This is a genomic window from Paraburkholderia dioscoreae (genome assembly GCF_902459535.1).
In the GTDB taxonomy this organism is placed as follows: Bacteria; Pseudomonadota; Gammaproteobacteria; order Burkholderiales; family Burkholderiaceae; genus Paraburkholderia; species Paraburkholderia dioscoreae.
Genome location: NZ_LR699553.1, coordinates 1,329,547 through 1,346,571 on the forward strand (window position 1 = coordinate 1,329,547; position 17,025 = coordinate 1,346,571).

General features: G+C 62.0%; 16 protein-coding genes and 1 tRNA gene. 14 read left to right on the forward strand and 3 right to left on the reverse strand.

What is annotated here, in order from left to right:
- Positions 1–64 precede the first annotated feature (64 nt).
- The 3 genes from PDMSB3_RS05990 to PDMSB3_RS06000 all read left to right on the forward strand — a co-directional run bounded on the left by PDMSB3_RS05990 (position 65) and on the right by PDMSB3_RS06000 (position 3,520).
- Entirely contained in the window at positions 65–703 is a 639-nt protein-coding gene (locus PDMSB3_RS05990; protein WP_007175627.1) for a phosphatidylserine decarboxylase, read from the forward strand.
- A gap of 24 nt (positions 704–727) precedes the next feature.
- On the forward strand, positions 728–1,594 hold the full coding sequence (gene pssA, locus PDMSB3_RS05995) for a CDP-diacylglycerol--serine O-phosphatidyltransferase (protein WP_007175626.1): 867 nt from the start codon (positions 728–730) through the stop codon (positions 1,592–1,594).
- A gap of 378 nt (positions 1,595–1,972) precedes the next feature.
- The gene (locus tag PDMSB3_RS06000) at positions 1,973–3,520 is read left to right on the forward strand and encodes a 2-isopropylmalate synthase (RefSeq protein ID WP_007175625.1); all 1,548 of its coding nucleotides are present in this window, start codon (positions 1,973–1,975) and stop codon (positions 3,518–3,520) included.
- 100 nt (positions 3,521–3,620) lie between these two features.
- On the opposite strand, the gene PDMSB3_RS06005 is transcribed toward PDMSB3_RS06000, so the two are convergent.
- From PDMSB3_RS06005 to PDMSB3_RS06015, 3 genes are all read right to left on the reverse strand, one after another.
- On the reverse strand, positions 3,621–5,201 hold the full coding sequence (locus PDMSB3_RS06005; RefSeq protein WP_007175624.1) for a SulP family inorganic anion transporter: 1,581 nt from the start codon (positions 5,199–5,201) through the stop codon (positions 3,621–3,623).
- A gap of 76 nt (positions 5,202–5,277) precedes the next feature.
- A complete protein-coding gene (locus PDMSB3_RS06010; RefSeq protein WP_035516324.1) occupies positions 5,278–5,913 on the reverse strand; it encodes a carbonic anhydrase in 636 nt (211 codons plus the stop codon).
- A 225-nt stretch (positions 5,914–6,138) separates the two neighbouring features.
- Positions 6,139–6,690 (reverse strand): hypothetical protein, encoded by a 552-nt coding sequence (locus tag PDMSB3_RS06015; RefSeq protein ID WP_165185378.1) that lies wholly within the window; start codon positions 6,688–6,690, stop codon positions 6,139–6,141.
- Positions 6,691–6,874: 184 nt separating this feature from the next.
- On the opposite strand from PDMSB3_RS06015, the gene PDMSB3_RS06020 reads away from it, so the two are divergent.
- From PDMSB3_RS06020 to PDMSB3_RS06070, 11 genes are all read left to right on the forward strand, one after another.
- Positions 6,875–8,293, forward strand: coding sequence for a branched-chain amino acid ABC transporter substrate-binding protein (locus PDMSB3_RS06020; protein ID WP_165185381.1), 1,419 nt, complete (start codon positions 6,875–6,877; stop codon positions 8,291–8,293).
- 176 nt (positions 8,294–8,469) lie between these two features.
- Entirely contained in the window at positions 8,470–8,742 is a 273-nt protein-coding gene (gene rpsO, locus PDMSB3_RS06025; protein WP_007175620.1) for a 30S ribosomal protein S15, read from the forward strand.
- 345 nt (positions 8,743–9,087) lie between these two features.
- Complete coding sequence (pnp, locus tag PDMSB3_RS06030; RefSeq protein WP_007175619.1) at positions 9,088–11,238, forward strand: polyribonucleotide nucleotidyltransferase; 2,151 nt, start codon at positions 9,088–9,090, stop codon at positions 11,236–11,238.
- Positions 11,239–11,414: 176 nt separating this feature from the next.
- Positions 11,415–12,431, forward strand: a complete 1,017-nt coding sequence (locus PDMSB3_RS06035; RefSeq protein ID WP_165185383.1) for an NAD(P)H-quinone oxidoreductase — start codon at positions 11,415–11,417, stop codon at positions 12,429–12,431.
- A gap of 122 nt (positions 12,432–12,553) precedes the next feature.
- Positions 12,554–13,333 carry a triose-phosphate isomerase gene (tpiA, locus tag PDMSB3_RS06040; RefSeq protein WP_007175617.1) on the forward strand — a complete coding sequence of 260 codons (780 nt, stop codon included), beginning with the start codon at positions 12,554–12,556 and terminating at the stop codon, positions 13,331–13,333.
- Positions 13,334–13,415: 82 nt separating this feature from the next.
- Complete coding sequence (gene secG / locus PDMSB3_RS06045; protein ID WP_007175616.1) at positions 13,416–13,793, forward strand: preprotein translocase subunit SecG; 378 nt, start codon at positions 13,416–13,418, stop codon at positions 13,791–13,793.
- A 113-nt stretch (positions 13,794–13,906) separates the two neighbouring features.
- Positions 13,907–13,991: transfer RNA gene (locus tag PDMSB3_RS06050), tRNA-Leu, on the forward strand.
- Between the two features lie 163 nt (positions 13,992–14,154).
- Positions 14,155–14,514 carry an NADH-quinone oxidoreductase subunit A gene (locus PDMSB3_RS06055; protein ID WP_007175615.1) on the forward strand — a complete coding sequence of 120 codons (360 nt, stop codon included), beginning with the start codon at positions 14,155–14,157 and terminating at the stop codon, positions 14,512–14,514.
- Positions 14,515–14,576: 62 nt separating this feature from the next.
- A complete protein-coding gene (locus PDMSB3_RS06060) occupies positions 14,577–15,056 on the forward strand; it encodes a NuoB/complex I 20 kDa subunit family protein (RefSeq protein WP_006052903.1) in 480 nt (159 codons plus the stop codon).
- A gap of 21 nt (positions 15,057–15,077) precedes the next feature.
- Positions 15,078–15,680 (forward strand): NADH-quinone oxidoreductase subunit C, encoded by a 603-nt coding sequence (locus PDMSB3_RS06065; protein WP_007175614.1) that lies wholly within the window; start codon positions 15,078–15,080, stop codon positions 15,678–15,680.
- 9 nt (positions 15,681–15,689) lie between these two features.
- Positions 15,690–16,943, forward strand: a complete 1,254-nt coding sequence (locus PDMSB3_RS06070) for an NADH-quinone oxidoreductase subunit D (protein WP_165185385.1) — start codon at positions 15,690–15,692, stop codon at positions 16,941–16,943.
- Positions 16,944–17,025 lie beyond the last annotated feature (82 nt).

The following is a 17,025-nucleotide window of genomic DNA, read 5'->3' on the forward strand; positions in this document are numbered from 1 at the left end:
AAGGGTGCTGAACCCTGGGCGGCTTTTGCTATCCTACGGTTTTACAAAAACACAGAAGCCATTCATGAATTACCCTCATCCGATCATCGCGCGAGAAGGCTGGCCGTTCATCGCCATCGCGGCCGTCGTTGCATTACTGATTCACTTCTTCGCGGGGTTCGGCGTTTCATGGCTGTTCTGGCTGCTGCTGATTTTCGTCGTGCAGTTCTTCCGCGACCCGGCACGCCCGATCCCCACTCAGGCAAATGCCGTGCTGTGCCCGGCCGACGGCCGTATCGTCGCAGTCGAAACCGCGCACGATCCGTATGCCAATCGTGAAGCGCTGAAGATCAGCGTGTTCATGAACGTCTTCAACGTCCACTCGCAACGCTCGCCGGTGGATGGCGCGATCTCCAAGGTCGAATATTTCCCGGGCGCGTATCTGAATGCCGCAGTGGACAAGGCTTCCACCGAAAACGAACGCAATGCGATCGTGATCGAAATGGCCGGCGGCCAGACTGTGACTTCGGTGCAGATCGCCGGTTTGATCGCGCGGCGCATTCTTTGCTACGTACGGGCAGGTGAGCCGCTCACCCGTGGCCAACGTTACGGATTTATCCGCTTCGGTTCGCGCGTCGACGTGTATCTGCCGGTGGGCAGCCGTCCGCGTGTGTCGATCGGCGAGAAGGTTTCCGCGTCGTCCACGATCCTCGCTGAACTATAAAGCGGCACCAAGGAGGTTTTCCGAATGGCCGCATTCAAACCGCGTCGACCCCGTAACAGCGGACCGCTGCCGCGTCCGTTCCGCCGTAACAAGCCGATGGTGACGGAGGCGGCGGTCGACAGCCGGCGCGCGCAGCGCCAGCAGTTCCTGAGAAAGCGCGGCATCTATCTGCTGCCGAATGCCTTCACCACGGCGGCGCTGTTCTGCGGCTTCTTTGCCGTGGTGCAGGCCATGAATGTGCGCTTCGAGGTCGCGGCCATCGCGATCTTCGTGGCAATGGTGCTCGACGGCATGGACGGCCGCGTCGCCCGCATGACGCACACGCAAAGCGCGTTCGGCGAGCAGTTCGACAGCCTGTCGGACATGGTGTCGTTCGGCGTGGCACCGGCGCTCGTGATGTACGAGTGGATACTGAAGGATCTCGGCCGCTGGGGCTGGCTCGCAGCGTTCGTCTACTGTTCGGGTGCGGCATTGCGTCTCGCGCGTTTCAACACGAACATCGGCGTGGTCGACAAGCGTTTCTTCCAGGGCATGCCGAGCCCGGCCGCGGCTGCGCTGATCGCCGGTTTCGTGTGGCTCGCCACGGACAACCGCGTGCCGCTCAAGCTCGTCTGGCTGCCCTGGGTTGCCTTCGTGCTGACCATCTACGCCGGCGTGACGATGGTGTCGAACGCGCCGTTCTATAGCGGCAAGGCGCTCGACGTGCGGCATCGCGTGCCATTCGGCGTGATCCTGCTGGTGGTGGTTGCGTTCGTGCTGGTGTCCTCCGATCCGCCGCTGATGCTGTTCGGCCTGTTCGTGCTTTACGGCCTGTCCGGCTACGTGTTCTGGGGTTATCAGGCGTTGCGGGGCAGGGCCAATCCGGCTCGGTCGGTGGCGCGCGACAGATAATCGTTCGCTTGCGCGAGCTGTTGAACCACATGAGAAAACGGCGGCTTCTGGCTGCCGTTTTTCGTTTGCCGGGCCCGTCCGACGGCGCCGGCAGGCAGGTCCGGCGCCAATTGCATGGCGGCGGGAATGCCGCTATAGTCGTTGGATGAATGCGTTCACGTTCCTTGTCGAGCCGCGCCATGAGCTTCCCTAGGCCGGTGCGCCGCTGAACATGCCAATGCAGGAGTGCCCGCTGCGCTGATCGTCGCGCTTTCGTCACGTTGATCGTTTTTGCCCTCCGTCTGCCTCGTCTGTGATCGAGTATTGCCAGCGCTAGCGCAGACAACCGAATTCCAATATCCCATCCCCACAATTGAACGACTCCGCAGGAGACTCGACATGTCCGACAAACTGATCATATTCGACACCACGTTGCGAGACGGCGAACAATCGCCCGGCGCGTCGATGACGAAAGAAGAAAAAATCCGTATCGCGAAGCAGCTCGAACGGATGAAGGTGGACGTGATCGAAGCAGGCTTCGCGGCAAGCTCGAACGGCGACTTCGATTCGATCCATACGATCGCCGGGCTGATCAAGGACAGCACGATCTGTTCACTGGCCCGCGCGAACGACAAGGACATTCAGCGCGCGGCCGACGCGCTCAAACCAGCCGATCACTTCCGCATCCATACGTTCATCGCAACTTCGCCGTTGCACATGGAAAAGAAGCTGCGCATGACGCCGGATCAGGTGTTCGAGCAGGCAAAGCTGGCAGTGCGTTTCGCCCGCAAATTCACCGACGACGTCGAGTTTTCGCCGGAAGACGGCAGCCGCTCGGATATGGACTTTCTGTGCCGCGTGCTGGAAGCCGTGATTGCCGAAGGCGCGACCACCATCAATATCGCGGATACGGTCGGCTACGGCGTGCCGGAGTTGTACGGTCAGCTCGTGAAAACGCTGCGCGAGCGCATTCCGAACTCGCATAAAGCCGTGTTCTCGGTGCATTGCCACAACGACCTCGGCATGGCGGTGGCGAATTCGCTGGCCGGCGTGCAGATCGGCGGTGCGCGCCAGGTCGAGTGCACGATCAACGGTCTCGGTGAGCGCGCGGGCAACACGTCGCTCGAAGAAATCGTCATGGCCGTGAAGACCCGCAGGGATTACTTCGGGCTCGATATCGGTCTCGATACCACGCAGATCGTGCCGGCTTCGAAGCTGGTGTCGCAGATCACCGGTTTCGTCGTCCAGCCGAACAAGGCGGTGGTCGGTGCGAACGCGTTCGCGCATGCTTCGGGCATCCACCAGGACGGTGTGCTGAAGGCGCGCGATACCTACGAAATCATGCGTGCCGAAGACGTGGGCTGGAGCGCGAACAAGATCGTGCTCGGCAAGCTGTCAGGACGTAACGCGTTCAAGCAGCGTCTGCAGGAACTGGGTATCGCGCTGGATAGCGAAGGCGAGTTGAACACGGCGTTCGCGCGCTTCAAGGAACTGGCCGACCGCAAGTCGGAAATCTTCGACGAAGACATCATCGCGATCGTCACGGAAGAATCCGCCGAGGCGCAGGAAAAAGAGCACTACAAGTTCCTCTCGCTGTCGCAACATTCGGAAACCGGCGAGCAGCCGCATGCGAAGATCGTGTTCTCCGTGGAAGGCAAGGAAGTGACCGGCGAAGCGCGCGGCAACGGCCCGGTCGACGCCACGCTGAACGCGATCGAAACGGAAGTGGGCAGCGGTTCGGAATTGCTGCTGTACTCGGTGAACGCGATCACCACCGGCACCCAGGCGCAAGGCGAAGTGACCGTGCGTTTGTCGAAGAGCGGGCGCATCGTCAACGGCGTGGGCACCGATCCGGATATCGTCGCGGCTTCCGCGAAGGCGTATATCTCCGCGCTCAACAAGCTGTATTCGAACGTGAACAAGTTGAATCCGCAACGTTCGGAGTGAGCGAGGCAAAGGCAGCGCGCAGACGGCGCGGCTGCCTGTCCGTCACAGGAGTCGCAAAAGCCCCGTGTCTTGAATGGCATGGGGCTTTTGCATTGAGGCGTCACTCTGTCGCCGTGCGCCGCATCGACCAGCCGCGTGATGCGCGCGCCTGTGCCTGAACCTGATGCCGCACTTCGACGGCAATGCCGCGGCCCGGCGCGTCCGCCACGAACGTATCGAGCAGGTCGCGCACGTCGTGGTCGACGAAATCGGCGCGCGTCGCATCGACGATCAGGGTGGCGCCGTCGGGAATCTGCTGCAGGTAGTGCTTGAGCGGCACTTTGCCGAGAAACGACACGTCCTTGCGAAACGACAGCAGATAGTGATCGCCGTGTTGCGCGAGCACGATCGGGCTACGCAGATTCGCATACAGCGCGAGCAGCACGCTGCACAGAGTGCCGAGCACGATGCCGATCAGCAGATCGGTGGCGAGCACGCCGACCAGGGTGACGATAAACGGTGCGAACGGCGCGAAGCCCTGTTTCGCCACGGCGACGAACAGCGACGGCTTGGCGAGCTTCAGCCCGGTGAAGATCAGGATCGCCGCGAGGCAGGCAAGCGGAATCAGGTTGATGACGCTGGTGAGCGCGAACACGCTGACGAGCAGCAGCACGCCGTGAATGATCGCCGAGAGCCGGCTCTGCGCACCCGCATGTACATTGGCCGAGCTGCGCACGATCACCGACGTGATGGGCAGTCCGCCGATCGCACCGGCAATCAGATTGCCCACGCCTTGTGCCTTCAGTTCGCGATCCGGCGGCGCGGCGCGTCGTTCGGGATCGATCTGCTCGACCGCTTCGAGGCTCAGCAGTGTTTCAAGGCTTGCGACGATCGCCAGCGTGATGGCCACGCGCCAGACATCCGGATTGACGAGTTGTGCGAAGTGCGGCCCGAAGTCAGCCCACTCGAGCGCGAGTTGCAACGCGGCGAACGATTCGAGCGGCGGCAGGGCGACCCGATGTTCTGCGGGTGGCGCGAGCGACGGCGCCAGTACGCTGAGCAGCAACGTCGCGCCGATCCCGAGCAGGACGACCGCAAGCGGTGCCGGTACGCGACGCACCAGCACGAAGCGGCGTAGTGCACGCGTTTCCCAACCGACCAGAATCGCCAGCGACAGCAACGTGATCACGCAGGCCGCCAGCGAAATCGAACCGAACGGTGTGCTAATCGAGCCGGCGGCATGCGCAACGGATTGCGCGGCGGCCGCCGCGTCCGTGCCGGACAGCCCGAGCGCGAGCGGGAACTGCTTGACGATCAGCAACACGCCGATAGCCGCGAGCATGCCCTTGATCACCGGCGAGGGCACGTAGGCGGCGAAGCGGCCGGCTTTGAGCATGCCGAAACCGAACTGGATCGCGCCGGATAGCAGCACCGCCAGCAGGAAGGCGGAGAAACTGCCGAGTTGCGCGATCCCGTCGATCACAATCACGACGAGGCCCGCCGCCGGACCGCTCACGCTCAGGCGCGAGCCGCTCAGCACGGCCACCACGAGCCCGCCGACAATGCCCGAGACGAGCCCGGCAAAAGGTTCGACGCCCGATGCATTGGCGATGCCCAGACAAAGCGGCAGCGCCACCAGAAAAACGACCGTGCCCGCTAGCAGGTCGCGCTGAAACGTGGAGAAAAAAGCTCGAAGGTTCATGGTGTCGGTGCAGTAAAGAGTGAGGCCTGGTACGCGGCGAAAGCTGAACCGCTCCGGAGTCGCAAGAGGTGCCGCGTTAAGCGGCGCTGTGGGCGGCGGTCGTGCAGGTCATCGCGTCGTCGGCTTCGTAGCCGGACGTGAGGACTTTGATGCGGCCGTCTTCGAGCGCGAAGATCCAGCCGTGCACGAGCGGCGCCGGATCGGCGTCCCGCACGATAGGGTGCGCGCGTAACCCGCGTACCTGTTCGAGCACGTTCAGCTCGGCGAGGCGGTCGATACGCTGCCGCTCGTTCGCTTGGCCATCCAGTTCTTCGTGATGTGCTTTAGCGAGTGCGCACAGCGGCGCGATCCGCCGATTCACGTGCGGCAGGCCCGGTTCGGGCGGCAGAAGGGCTGCGCGCACGCCGCCGCATCCATAATGGCCGCAGACGATCACATGGCCGACCTTCAGCACCTTCACCGCATATTCGAGGACGCTCGCCGAGTTGTCGTCGCCGGCCTGAAAGAGATTGGCGATGTTGCGGTGGACGAACAGGTCGCCCGGCTCGCAATGCGTGATGGTCTCGGCGGGCACGCGGCTGTCCGAGCAGCCGATCCAGAGCACGTGAGGATTCTGCCCGCGCACCAGATTGCGGAAAAACGCGGGGTTGCGCACGGCGGTTTCGTGCGCCCAGGCGACATTGGCGACGAGGAGGCGTTTGGGACGGTTCATCGAGAGGGCTCCGTAAGTAAGGCGCATTGATTCGGCGCCGAATTCACGGCTACGCTCGCGCGGCCTCATGAGAGGCCGGCTCCAAATCAATTATTACGAAAGCCTTTCTACCAAAAAATAAATCCGCTGTGCACGAAATAAAATTCGCTGTCATGCGCAATAAATAAAAAAAAGCCGCCTGGGAAGGCGGCTTCGTAGATGCAGGGCTTGCGGGCCTGGATTCGCTCAGAACAGGCTGCGGCGATCCGGATCATGCAACGGATCGGGCGTTTTCTGCGTGAGCCGCACAATGCCCTGGTCGTCGAAATAAAAGCTGTACATCATGTACCAGACGTTGTCTTCCAGATAGCGATAGGTCCAGACTTCGCGCTTCATCAACGGAAAGTATGCCGTTTCGACCGGGCGGCCGAAGTTCACCAGCACGTCGCTCTTGGTCCATTTGCCGATTTCCGCGCGGTAGAACTCGTTGGGTTGCAGCACCTGGCGCACGTTGACGATCTTGCCGGATGCGTCGATGTCGGCCGCGGTGGTGGTTTCGCCCATTGGCTGGGTTGGCCACATCAGCCGCTTGCCGCCGTTCGGCAGGTCGTAGCTTTCGCGCGGCGGCCCGAGACGCGCGACGATGGTCGATTCGTCCGCGCCTTGCTGGTATTGCTGCCAGGGCTGCACGCAGCCGGCGAGCACCAATGCGCTCAGGCAAACGAGCGCCGCGCGGCGCAGGCGCCTTGCGGCCGGCGCTCCGATCGAGGCCGCCGTGACGTGGTGGCGGTTGAACATGTATTCCTCCGATGGCGTGTGAGTAGCGGTTTTTATCATCGAGACGCATTATTTTGACACGCGCTGCGGTAAAAGATTTGCGCTTCGTGAAGAGCCGGCCGGGAATGACAGTAACGGTTGCGCCGGCTTGCTTATTCCGTCGTGAACGACCTATGATCCGCGCTTTCACCAATCAGGCGGGGCGATGACGATGGCGAAGTGGCAACGGACGGCGACGGCGCTGGCGGCGATTTTGATGACGGCGGCAGCGCACGCGGCGGGCGAGCCGGCGGCTAAGCCCGTGGCCGGCGCCGCAGCTAGTCCGGCAGCTAGTCCGGCAGCTAGTCCGGCAGTTAGTCCGGTAGCGAAGCCAGCGGCTAACGCCCCAGCAATACCGCCAGCTAACGCCGCAGCGAAGCCCGCGAGCAAACCCACCGGCGCGCCGATCCAACTGGCGCTGATCGAAGGCATGTCCGGCCCGTTCGCCAACGCAGGCGCGGCGGTGGAGCGCAATCTGCGCTTCGGTGTCGAGCAGGTGAACGCGCATGGCGGCGTAAAGCTTGCCGACGGTGCGCATCCGTTCGAACTGGTCGTGCTCGACAGCAAGGGCGGCACCGAAGAGGCGCTCACGCAGCTGCGGGCGGCCGCCGACCGCCATATCGGCTACATCATGCAAGGCAACAGCTCGGCGGTCGCCGCCGCGCTGATCGGCGCGATCGACAAGCAGAACAGCCGCGAACCGGGCAACCGCGAACTGTTTCTCAACTATTCCGCCGACGACCCCGCCCTCACCAACGCCAACTGCAGCTTCTGGCATTTCCGTTTCGACGCTCACGCGGGCATGCGCATGGACGCGCTGGCCGACGTGATCCAGCGCGACAAGGCGGTGAAGAAGGTCTATCTGCTGAACCAGGATTACAGCTTCGGCCACGATGTGAGCAGCCTCGCGCGTTCGGCGCTGGCGGTGAAGCGGCCGGACATCGCGGTGGTCGGCGACGAATTTCATCCGATCGGCCGCGTGAAGGACTTCGCGCCGTACGTCGCGAAGATCCGCGCGAGCGGGGCGGACGCCGTGATCACGGGCAACTGGGGCAACGACCTGACGCTGCTCGTCAAGGCCGCGCGCGAGCAGGGGCTGGACACGAAGTTCTACACGTTCTACGGCAACAGCCTGGGGGCGCCCGCCGCTCTGGGCGACGCCGGCGTGGGCCACGTGGTCGCCGTGGCCGACTGGCATCCGAATGCCGGCGGAGCGGCTTCCGACGCGTGGTACGCCGCCTTCCGGGCCCGCTTCCGGGCCGCGCAGGACGATTATCCGGTGCTGCGCATGCCGCTGATGATCGAAACCCTGGCCGCGGCGATGTCCCGCGCCGGCAGCGCCGACCCGACTGCGGTGGCGCGAGCCCTCGAAGGGATCAAATTCGACAATGGCTTTCACGCCTCGTGGATGCGCGCCGACGACCATCAACTTATCCAGCCCCTTTACGTGATGGAAATGGACAAAGCCGGTACGCCGGGCGTGCATTTCGATAACGAAGGCTCCGGCTACGGCTTTCGCACGGTGCTGGCGTTGCCGCCCGAGCGCACCGTCTTGCCGACCGTCTGCAGGATGAAGCGGCCATGACGCCGGCGAGGCGCGCGCCATCGCCCGATCCAGCGGGGTTCGCGGCCGGAATGGGCTGTGCTACAATACGCGTCCCGTTGTGAGGCAGGCCTTTATCCAAGGCATGTGAGCACACGGGTAACCCACGGCACGGCCTTTCTTCCGTGACCGCCTGTCTAGTTCTTAAGGAAATCGACATGTCCGCAGTTGAAACAAGCAAGAAGTCCGAAGTCGTCGCGCAATTCGCACGCGCAGCTAACGACACCGGCTCCCCCGAAGTTCAGGTCGCGCTGCTCACGACCCGTATCAACGAACTGACCGTTCACTTCAAGGCCCACTCGAAAGACCACCACAGCCGCCGCGGTCTGCTGCGCATGGTGAGCCGCCGTCGTAAGCTGCTCGACTACCTGAAGGGTAAGGACGCGGATCGTTACCGCGCACTGATCGAGAAGCTGGGTCTGCGTAAGTAATCGGCCAGTCGTTCAGCAAGATGCCTGTGTCAGTTCCACTGATACAGGCATTTTGTTTTTGCACGGTGCGCTTCATGTGATGCGCGCCGGCTGTTCTCCGCAGTGGCGTGCCGGTTCATGCGGCGGGAGCAGGAAGCAGCAGTAAAGCAGTAGAGCAGGCAGTAAAAAAGAGATTCATGGCCGGGCTTCAGGGGCGGAGCTTTGTGTCATTCCAGCGGTTCGCGCGCGTACTCAACGTAAAGCGTGGTTCTCTGGAATGGCATAACACTACTCTTCCCATGCGGCGCCGGTCCTGGCGTTGCCGCGCCGCTTCTGGTTCGCGCGGCATTACGAAGAGGAAAAGCAATGACTATGTTCAATAAGATCGTCAAAGAATTTCAGTGGGGACAACATAAAGTTCGCCTCGAAACCGGCGAAATCGCTCGCCAGGCGAGCGGTGCCGTAATCGTCGACGTCGAAGATACCGTGGTGTTGGCCACCGTGGTGGGCGCCAAGACGGCCAAGCCGGGTCAGGACTTTTTTCCGCTGACCGTCGACTACCTCGAAAAGACCTACGCCGCCGGCAAGATTCCGGGTGGCTTCTTCCGTCGCGAAGGCCGTCCGTCGGAAGGCGAAACGCTGATCTCGCGCCTGATCGACCGTCCGTTGCGTCCGCTGTTCCCGGAAGGCTTCTACAACGAAGTCCAGGTCGTGATCCACGTCCTGTCGCTGAACCCGGAAATCCCCGCTGACATTCCCGCGCTGATCGGCGCGTCGGCGGCGCTGGCCGTGTCCGGTCTGCCGTTCAACGGCCCGGTCGGCGCAGCACGCGTGGCCTACATCAACAACGAATACGTGTTGAACCCGACGCGTCCGCAAATGAAGGAATCGGCGCTCGACCTGATCGTCGCCGGTACGGAACGCGCGGTGCTGATGGTGGAATCGGAAGCGCAGCAACTGAGCGAAGAAGTGATGCTCGGCGGCGTGGTGTTCGGTCATGAGCAAATGCAGATCGCGATCGACGCGATCCACGATCTGGTTCGCGAAGGCGGCAAGCCGGAATGGGACTGGAAGCCGGCAGCGAAGAACGAGCCGCTGATCGCACGCGTAACGGAATTGGCGCAAGCCGACCTGCTCGCCGCTTACCAGTTGCGCGACAAGCAGGCCCGTTCGGCCAAGCTGAAGGAAATCTACGCAGCCACGTCGGCGAAGCTGGAAGAAGACGCGGCAGCAGGCGGCACGGTGGCGGCCGACAAGGCAACCGTCGGCAACGTGCTGTTCGATATCGAAGCGAAGATCGTCCGTACGCAGATCCTGAACGGCGAGCCGCGTATCGACGGCCGCGACACGCGTACCGTGCGCCCGATCGAAATCCGTACCGGCGTGCTGCCGCGTACGCACGGTTCGGCACTGTTCACGCGCGGCGAAACGCAAGCGCTGGTGGTGGCCACGTTGGGCACGAAGGGCGACGAGCAGAATATCGACGCGCTCGAAGGCGAGTACCGCGAACGCTTCATGCTCCACTACAACATGCCTCCGTTCGCGACCGGCGAAACGGGCCGCGTCGGTTCGCCGAAGCGCCGTGAAATCGGTCACGGCCGCCTGGCCAAGCGCGCGCTGGCTGCGTGCCTGCCGAGCGCCGACGAATTCGGCTACTCGATTCGCGTCGTGTCGGAAATCACGGAATCGAACGGTTCCTCGTCGATGGCTTCGGTGTGCGGCGGCTGCCTCGCGCTGATGGACGCCGGCGTGCCGATGAAGGCGCACGTCGCCGGCATCGCGATGGGCCTGATCCTGGAAGGCAACAAGTTTGCCGTGCTGACCGACATCCTCGGCGACGAAGATCACCTCGGCGACATGGACTTCAAGGTGGCGGGCACGGAACAAGGCGTGACCGCGCTGCAAATGGACATCAAGATCCAGGGCATCACCAAGGAAATCATGCAGGTCGCCCTCGCGCAAGCGAAGGAAGGCCGTCTGCATATCCTCGGCAAGATGACCTCGGCGGTGTCGGGCGCGAACACGGTGCTGTCGGACTACGCACCGCGCATGATCACCATCAAGATCAATCCGGAAAAGATCCGCGACGTGATCGGCAAGGGTGGTTCGGTAATCCGCGCGCTGACCGAAGAAACCGGCACGACGATCGATATTTCGGACGACGGCGTCGTCACCATCGCCAGCACGAGCAGCGAAGGCATGGCCGAAGCGAAGAAGCGTATCGAGAACATCACGCTGGAAGTCGAAGTGGGCCAGGTGTACGAAGGCACCGTGCTCAAGCTGCTCGATTTCGGCGCGATCGTGAACATCCTGCCGGGCAAGGACGGTCTGCTGCACATCTCCGAAATCGCCAACGAGCGTATCAAGGACATCAACGACTACCTGAAAGACGGCCAGCAGGTGAAGGTCAAGGTCATCCAGACGGACGAAAAGGGCCGCGTGCGTTTGTCGGCCAAGGCGTTGCTGAACGACGCGGCGAATGGTGCGCCGCAAGGCGAGCCGACGCCGCAGCAGTAATGCGGTAGCGGGACAACGGCCGGCAGCGTGAATGCGCGCCGGCCGTTTTTCATGAAGGGTTCAGGTGCATTGCGCTGCACGCGGGCGCCCCGGAGAAAATCCCGTCGGGCAGGCAAACGGGTACTCTGTTTGTTCATGCCGGCATGCAACGCAATCCAATCTTGGAGCTGACGCAGATGAAAGCGATCGAAATCACCGAATTCGGTGCACCGGAAGTCCTGAAGCTGGCCGAGCGGCCCACGCCGCAGCCGGCCGCGGGCGAGGTGCTGATCAAGGTGGCCGCATCCGGCATCAACCGTCCGGACGTGTTCCAGCGCAAAGGCGGCTATGCGCCGCCGCCGGGCGCGTCGGATCTGCCGGGGCTGGAAGTGGCGGGAGAAATTGTCGGCGGTACGATCGACGAGAAGAACAACCCGTTTGGCCTGAAAGTCGGCGATCGCGTATGCGCGTTGCTCGCCGGCGGCGGCTATGCGGAATACGCGGTCGCACCGCTGCTGCAGTGCCTGCCGGTGCCGGCAGGCTTGTCGGACGTCGAAGCGGCTTCGCTGCCGGAAACATTCTTCACGGTGTGGAGCAATGTGTTCGACCGTGCTCAACTCGGCAAGGGGGAAGGTGCGCCGGACGAAACGCTGCTGGTACAAGGCGGTTCCAGCGGCATCGGCGTGACGGCGATCCAGATTGCGCATGCGCTCGGTTTTCGCGTGTTCGCGACCGCCGGGTCGGACGAGAAGTGCCGCGCGTGCGAAGCGTTGGGCGCCGAGCGGGCGATCAACTACAAGACTGAAGATTTCGTCGAAGTGATCAAGTCGCTGACCAACGATCGCGGTGTCGACGTGGTTCTCGACATGGTGGCGGGCAGTTATGTGTCGCGTGAGCTGACGGCTTTGGCCGACGGCGGACGCATCGTGCTGATCGCATTGCTGGGCGGCGCGAAAGCGGAACTGAACCTGAACGAAGTGCTGCGCCGCCGTTTGACGGTGACCGGTTCGACGCTGCGTCCGCGGCCGATCGAATTCAAGGCGAAGATTGCCGCGCAACTGAAAGAGCGCGTCTGGCCGCATCTCGAAGATGGCAGCATCAAGCCCGTGGTGCATCGCGTGTTTCCGGCCGCGCAGGCTGCCGACGCACACGCGCTGATGGAAAGCAGCACGCATGTCGGCAAGATCGTGCTGTCTTGGGGCCAGGACGCTTGACACGGTCGGTTTGACCCGATCCACCCCACGCAGTAAAATTGCGCGTTTTGCGCACGCCGCATGAATCCGCAAGGCGGACTGTAAGCGCAAACAAAAGTCCGCCGCCAAGACAAGACGAGACGATGTCGAAACAACGAGCCAAACTGGTAGTCGGTAACTGGAAGATGCACGGGCGCCTCGCCGATAACGCCACGCTGTTGCAGGCGGTGGCGCAAGGCGCGGGCGAATTGCCGGCCGAAGTGCGCGTCGGTGTCTGCGTGCCGAGCCCGTATCTCGCGCAGTCTCAATCGTTGCTGGAAGGCAGCCGGGTGGTGTGGGGCGTGCAGGACGTGTCAGCGTTTACGCATGGCGCCTACACCGGCGAAGTGGCCGCGCCGATGGCGGTGGATTTCGGCGCCACGCTGGCGATCGTCGGGCATTCGGAGCGCCGTGCCTATCATCGCGAGAGCGCCGAGCTGGTCGCGGTGAAAACGCAACGCGCGCTCGAAGCGGGTTTGACGCCGATCGTTTGTGTCGGCGAAACGCTTGAAGAGCGCGAAGCCGGTTTGACTGAGCAGGTGGTCGGCACGCAACTGGACGAAGTGCTGGCGAAATTGTCGGAGCAGGAGGCGGCGCGCATTGTCGTCGCGTATGAGCCAGTCTGGGCCATCGGCACGGGCAAGAGCGCGAGTTCGGAGCAGGCGCAGGCCGTTCATGCGTTCCTGCGCGCGCGTCTGGCGGCAAAGGGCGTGGCGGTGGCGGATGTGCCGCTGTTGTACGGTGGCAGCGTGAAACCGGAAAACGCGGAAGAATTGTTCCGCCAGCCGGATATCGACGGCGGCCTGATCGGCGGCGCGTCGTTGAAAGCCCAGGATTTCCTGGCGATCTGCAAGGCGGCGGCCGCAACGAGCGTCGCCGATTGAGCAGGGCGCCTTGGCGAGGATGACCCCATCCCGTGCAACACGCAGTGTGTAGCGCGGTTAAATAAAGACTCAGGTGAGTGTAATGCTGTATTTGAAAACATTGATTATCGTCGTTCAGCTGTTGTCGGCACTCGGGGTTATTGGCCTCGTGTTGCTGCAGCACGGCAAAGGCGCCGATATGGGCGCGGCTTTTGGTAGCGGAGCGTCCGGCAGTCTGTTCGGCGCGACCGGTTCTGCAAACTTTTTGTCACGTACGACAGCCGTTCTCGCGGCGGTGTTTTTTGTCACCACGCTGACACTCACTTACCTCGGAGCATATCGCGCGAAACCTTCCGCAGGCGTGCTGGGCGCGGCTGTGACGGCTCCGGTTGCCGCTTCTGCCGCTTCGGCGGCGGCGGGCGGTTCGGCTGTTTTGCCGGCATCAGCTGCGTCCATTCCGGCGACCGACGTGCCGAAATAAAATTTTCGTTCAAGGTGCTTTTGTGCGTTGAACAAACTGTTTAGACCAGTTATAATTCAAGTCTTGAAGCGATTCGCGGGTTTTATAAGTTGTTTTCCCGGATTGCATGCAGTGCCGACGTGGTGAAATTGGTAGACACGCTATCTTGAGGGGGTAGTGGCGAAAGCTGTGCGAGTTCGAGTCTCGCCGTCGGCACCAAAATGTTATCTAAATGCCAGCCGCTTGCTTCGCTTCGGCTGGCATTTTCACTTCTGGCGTGCGGCTTGCGTTGGGCTTGCGGCATGTGCGTTTCGGAAGTGATTTCGCGTCAGGAGTGCTATGCTCCTGACGGCACTCAGAACCCAACCGATTGAGGACTGTCTTGAACCTCGCAGCCTATTTCCCCGTCTTGTTGTTCCTCATTGTAGGCACTGGTTTAGGCGTAGCACTGGTCAGCATTGGCAAGATCCTTGGTCCCAATAAGCCTGACACCGAGAAAAACGCACCGTACGAGTGCGGCTTCGAAGCATTCGAAGATGCGCGCATGAAGTTCGATGTGCGCTATTACCTCGTCGCCATTCTCTTCATCATTTTCGATCTTGAAACCGCGTTCCTGTTCCCGTGGGGCGTTGCCTTGCGCGACATCGGCTGGCCCGGCTTCATGGCGATGATGATTTTCCTGCTCGAATTCCTGCTGGGCTTCGCCTATATCTGGAAGAAGGGCGGCCTCGACTGGGAATGATGGATTAATCGCCGGTTTGCGTGGGTGGCCTGGCTTGCCACCCCGTCTGGAGTGGAAAGCAAATGAGTATCGAAGGGGTCTTGAAGGAAGGGTTTGTCACCACCACGGCTGACAAACTGATCAACTGGACGCGCACCGGCTCGCTGTGGCCGATGACGTTTGGTCTCGCGTGCTGCGCGGTCGAGATGATGCATGCGGGTGCTGCCCGTTATGACCTGGACCGGTTCGGCGTGGTGTTTCGTCCAAGTCCGCGTCAGTCGGATGTGATGATCGTCGCCGGCACGCTGTGCAACAAGATGGCGCCGGCTCTGCGCAAGGTCTACGACCAGATGGCCGAGCCGCGCTGGGTTATCTCGATGGGCTCGTGTGCGAACGGCGGCGGCTATTACCACTACTCGTATTCGGTGGTGCGCGGCTGTGACCGGATCGTCCCGGTCGACGTCTATGTGCCGGGTTGCCCACCTACGGCGGAAGCGCTGGTGTACGGCGTGATCCAGTTGCAGGCCAAGATTCGCCGCACCAACACAATCGCCCGTCAATAAGGCCAACGCCTCCCCCACAATATGGCAAGCAAACTCGAGACCCTGAAAGCGAACCTCGAGGCGGCCTTTGGCGGCCTCCTGCAGAGCACTACCGAGGCAATCGGTGAGTTGACGATCGTCGTGAAGGCTGGCGACTACCTCAACGTGGCAACCCGTCTGCGTGACGACCGCTCGCTCGGTTTCGAGCAATGCGTGGATCTGTGCGGCGTCGACTATCAGACCTACGCCGACGGCGCTTACGACGGTCCGCGTTTCGCGGCCGTTCTGCATTTGCTGTCGGTGCAGAACAACTGGCGTCTGCGTCTGCGCGTGTTCGCACCGGACGACGAAGTGCCGATCCTGCCGTCTGTCGTCGAAATCTGGAGCTCGGTCAACTGGTACGAGCGCGAAGCATTCGACCTGTACGGCATCGTGTTCGAAGGCCACCCGGATCTGCGCCGCATCCTGACCGACTACGGTTTTATTGGTCACCCGTTCCGTAAAGATTTCCCGGTCTCCGGCTACGTCGAAATGCGTTACGACCCGGAAGAGAAGCGCGTCGTCTATCAGCCCGTGACGATCGAGCCGCGGGAAATCACACCGCGCGTGATCCGCGAAGATCGCTATGGCGGTCTGAAACACTAAGAGAACGCCATGGCAGAGATCAAGAACTACACGCTCAACTTCGGCCCGCAGCACCCGGCAGCGCACGGTGTGCTGCGCCTCGTGCTCGAACTCGACGGCGAAGTCATCCAGCGCGCCGATCCCCACATCGGCCTGTTGCATCGCGCGACTGAAAAGCTCGCCGAAACCAAAACATTCATTCAGTCGGTGCCGTACATGGACCGTCTCGACTACGTGTCGATGATGGTCAACGAGCACGGCTACGTGATGGCGATCGAAAAGCTGCTCGGCATCGACGTGCCGGTACGCGCGCAATACATTCGCGTGATGTTCGACGAAATCACGCGCGTGCTGAACCACCTCATGTGGATCGGCGCGCATGCGCTCGACGTCGGCGCGATGGCGGTGTTCCTTTACGCATTCCGCGAACGCGAAGACCTGATGGACGTGTACGAAGCGGTCTCCGGCGCACGGATGCACGCGGCTTACTATCGTCCGGGCGGCGTCTATCGCGATCTGCCCGACGCAATGCCGCAATACAAGGCATCGAAAATTCGCAATGCGAAGGCATTGTCAAGGATGAACGAGAACCGTCAGGGTTCGCTCCTCGACTTCATCGACGATTTCTTCACGCGTTTCCCGAAGTGCGTGGACGAATACGAAACGCTGCTCACCGACAACCGGATCTGGAAGCAGCGTCTGGTCGGTATCGGCGTGGTCAGCCCGGAGCGCGCGCTGAATCTCGGTATGACGGGCGCCATGTTGCGCGGCTCGGGTATCGAGTGGGATCTGCGCAAGAAGCAGCCGTATGAAGTCTATGACAAGCTCGATTTCGACGTTCCGGTCGGCGTGAATGGCGATTGCTATGACCGCTATCTGGTTCGCGTCGAAGAAATGCGCCAATCCACGCGCATCGTGAAACAGTGCATTGAGTGGCTGCGTAAGAATCCAGGCCCCGTGATGGTCGACAATCACAAGGTTGCGCCTCCGTCGCGCGTGGGCATGAAGTCGAACATGGAAGAGCTGATTCACCACTTCAAGCTCTTCACGGAAGGCTTCCACGTGCCGGAAGGCGAGGCGTATGCGGCTGTCGAGCATCCGAAGGGCGAGTTCGGCATCTACCTGATCTCGGACGGCGCGAACAAGCCGTATCGCCTGAAGATCCGCGCACCGGGCTATGCACATCTGTCCACGCTCGACGAAATGGCGCGCGGTCACATGATCGCCGACGCTGTGACGATCATCGGCACGCAGGACATCGTGTTCGGCGAAGTGGATCGCTAGGACGTATTCATCGGCGCGCGTCTTCAGATTGCACCGAAGCGCGCGGCAAGCAAAGGAACGCCGGGTCTGTCGCAGCATGATG

Coding starts and splice junctions, on each gene's coding strand:
- tpiA (WP_007175617.1), top strand. CDS start 12,554: ATGTCGAAACAACGAGCCAAACTGGTAGTCGGTAACTGGAAGATGCAC.
- rpsO (WP_007175620.1), top strand. CDS start 8,470: ATGTCCGCAGTTGAAACAAGCAAGAAGTCCGAAGTCGTCGCGCAATTC.
- PDMSB3_RS06020 (WP_165185381.1), top strand. CDS start 6,875: ATGACGATGGCGAAGTGGCAACGGACGGCGACGGCGCTGGCGGCGATT.
- PDMSB3_RS06005 (WP_007175624.1), bottom strand. CDS start 5,201: ATGAACCTTCGAGCTTTTTTCTCCACGTTTCAGCGCGACCTGCTAGCG.
- PDMSB3_RS06070 (WP_165185385.1), top strand. CDS start 15,690: ATGGCAGAGATCAAGAACTACACGCTCAACTTCGGCCCGCAGCACCCG.
- pssA (WP_007175626.1), top strand. CDS start 728: ATGGCCGCATTCAAACCGCGTCGACCCCGTAACAGCGGACCGCTGCCG.
- secG (WP_007175616.1), top strand. CDS start 13,416: ATGCTGTATTTGAAAACATTGATTATCGTCGTTCAGCTGTTGTCGGCA.
- PDMSB3_RS06015 (WP_165185378.1), bottom strand. CDS start 6,690: ATGTTCAACCGCCACCACGTCACGGCGGCCTCGATCGGAGCGCCGGCC.
- pnp (WP_007175619.1), top strand. CDS start 9,088: ATGACTATGTTCAATAAGATCGTCAAAGAATTTCAGTGGGGACAACAT.
- PDMSB3_RS06035 (WP_165185383.1), top strand. CDS start 11,415: ATGAAAGCGATCGAAATCACCGAATTCGGTGCACCGGAAGTCCTGAAG.
- PDMSB3_RS05990 (WP_007175627.1), top strand. CDS start 65: ATGAATTACCCTCATCCGATCATCGCGCGAGAAGGCTGGCCGTTCATC.
- PDMSB3_RS06060 (WP_006052903.1), top strand. CDS start 14,577: ATGAGTATCGAAGGGGTCTTGAAGGAAGGGTTTGTCACCACCACGGCT.
- PDMSB3_RS06000 (WP_007175625.1), top strand. CDS start 1,973: ATGTCCGACAAACTGATCATATTCGACACCACGTTGCGAGACGGCGAA.
- PDMSB3_RS06065 (WP_007175614.1), top strand. CDS start 15,078: ATGGCAAGCAAACTCGAGACCCTGAAAGCGAACCTCGAGGCGGCCTTT.
- PDMSB3_RS06010 (WP_035516324.1), bottom strand. CDS start 5,913: ATGAACCGTCCCAAACGCCTCCTCGTCGCCAATGTCGCCTGGGCGCAC.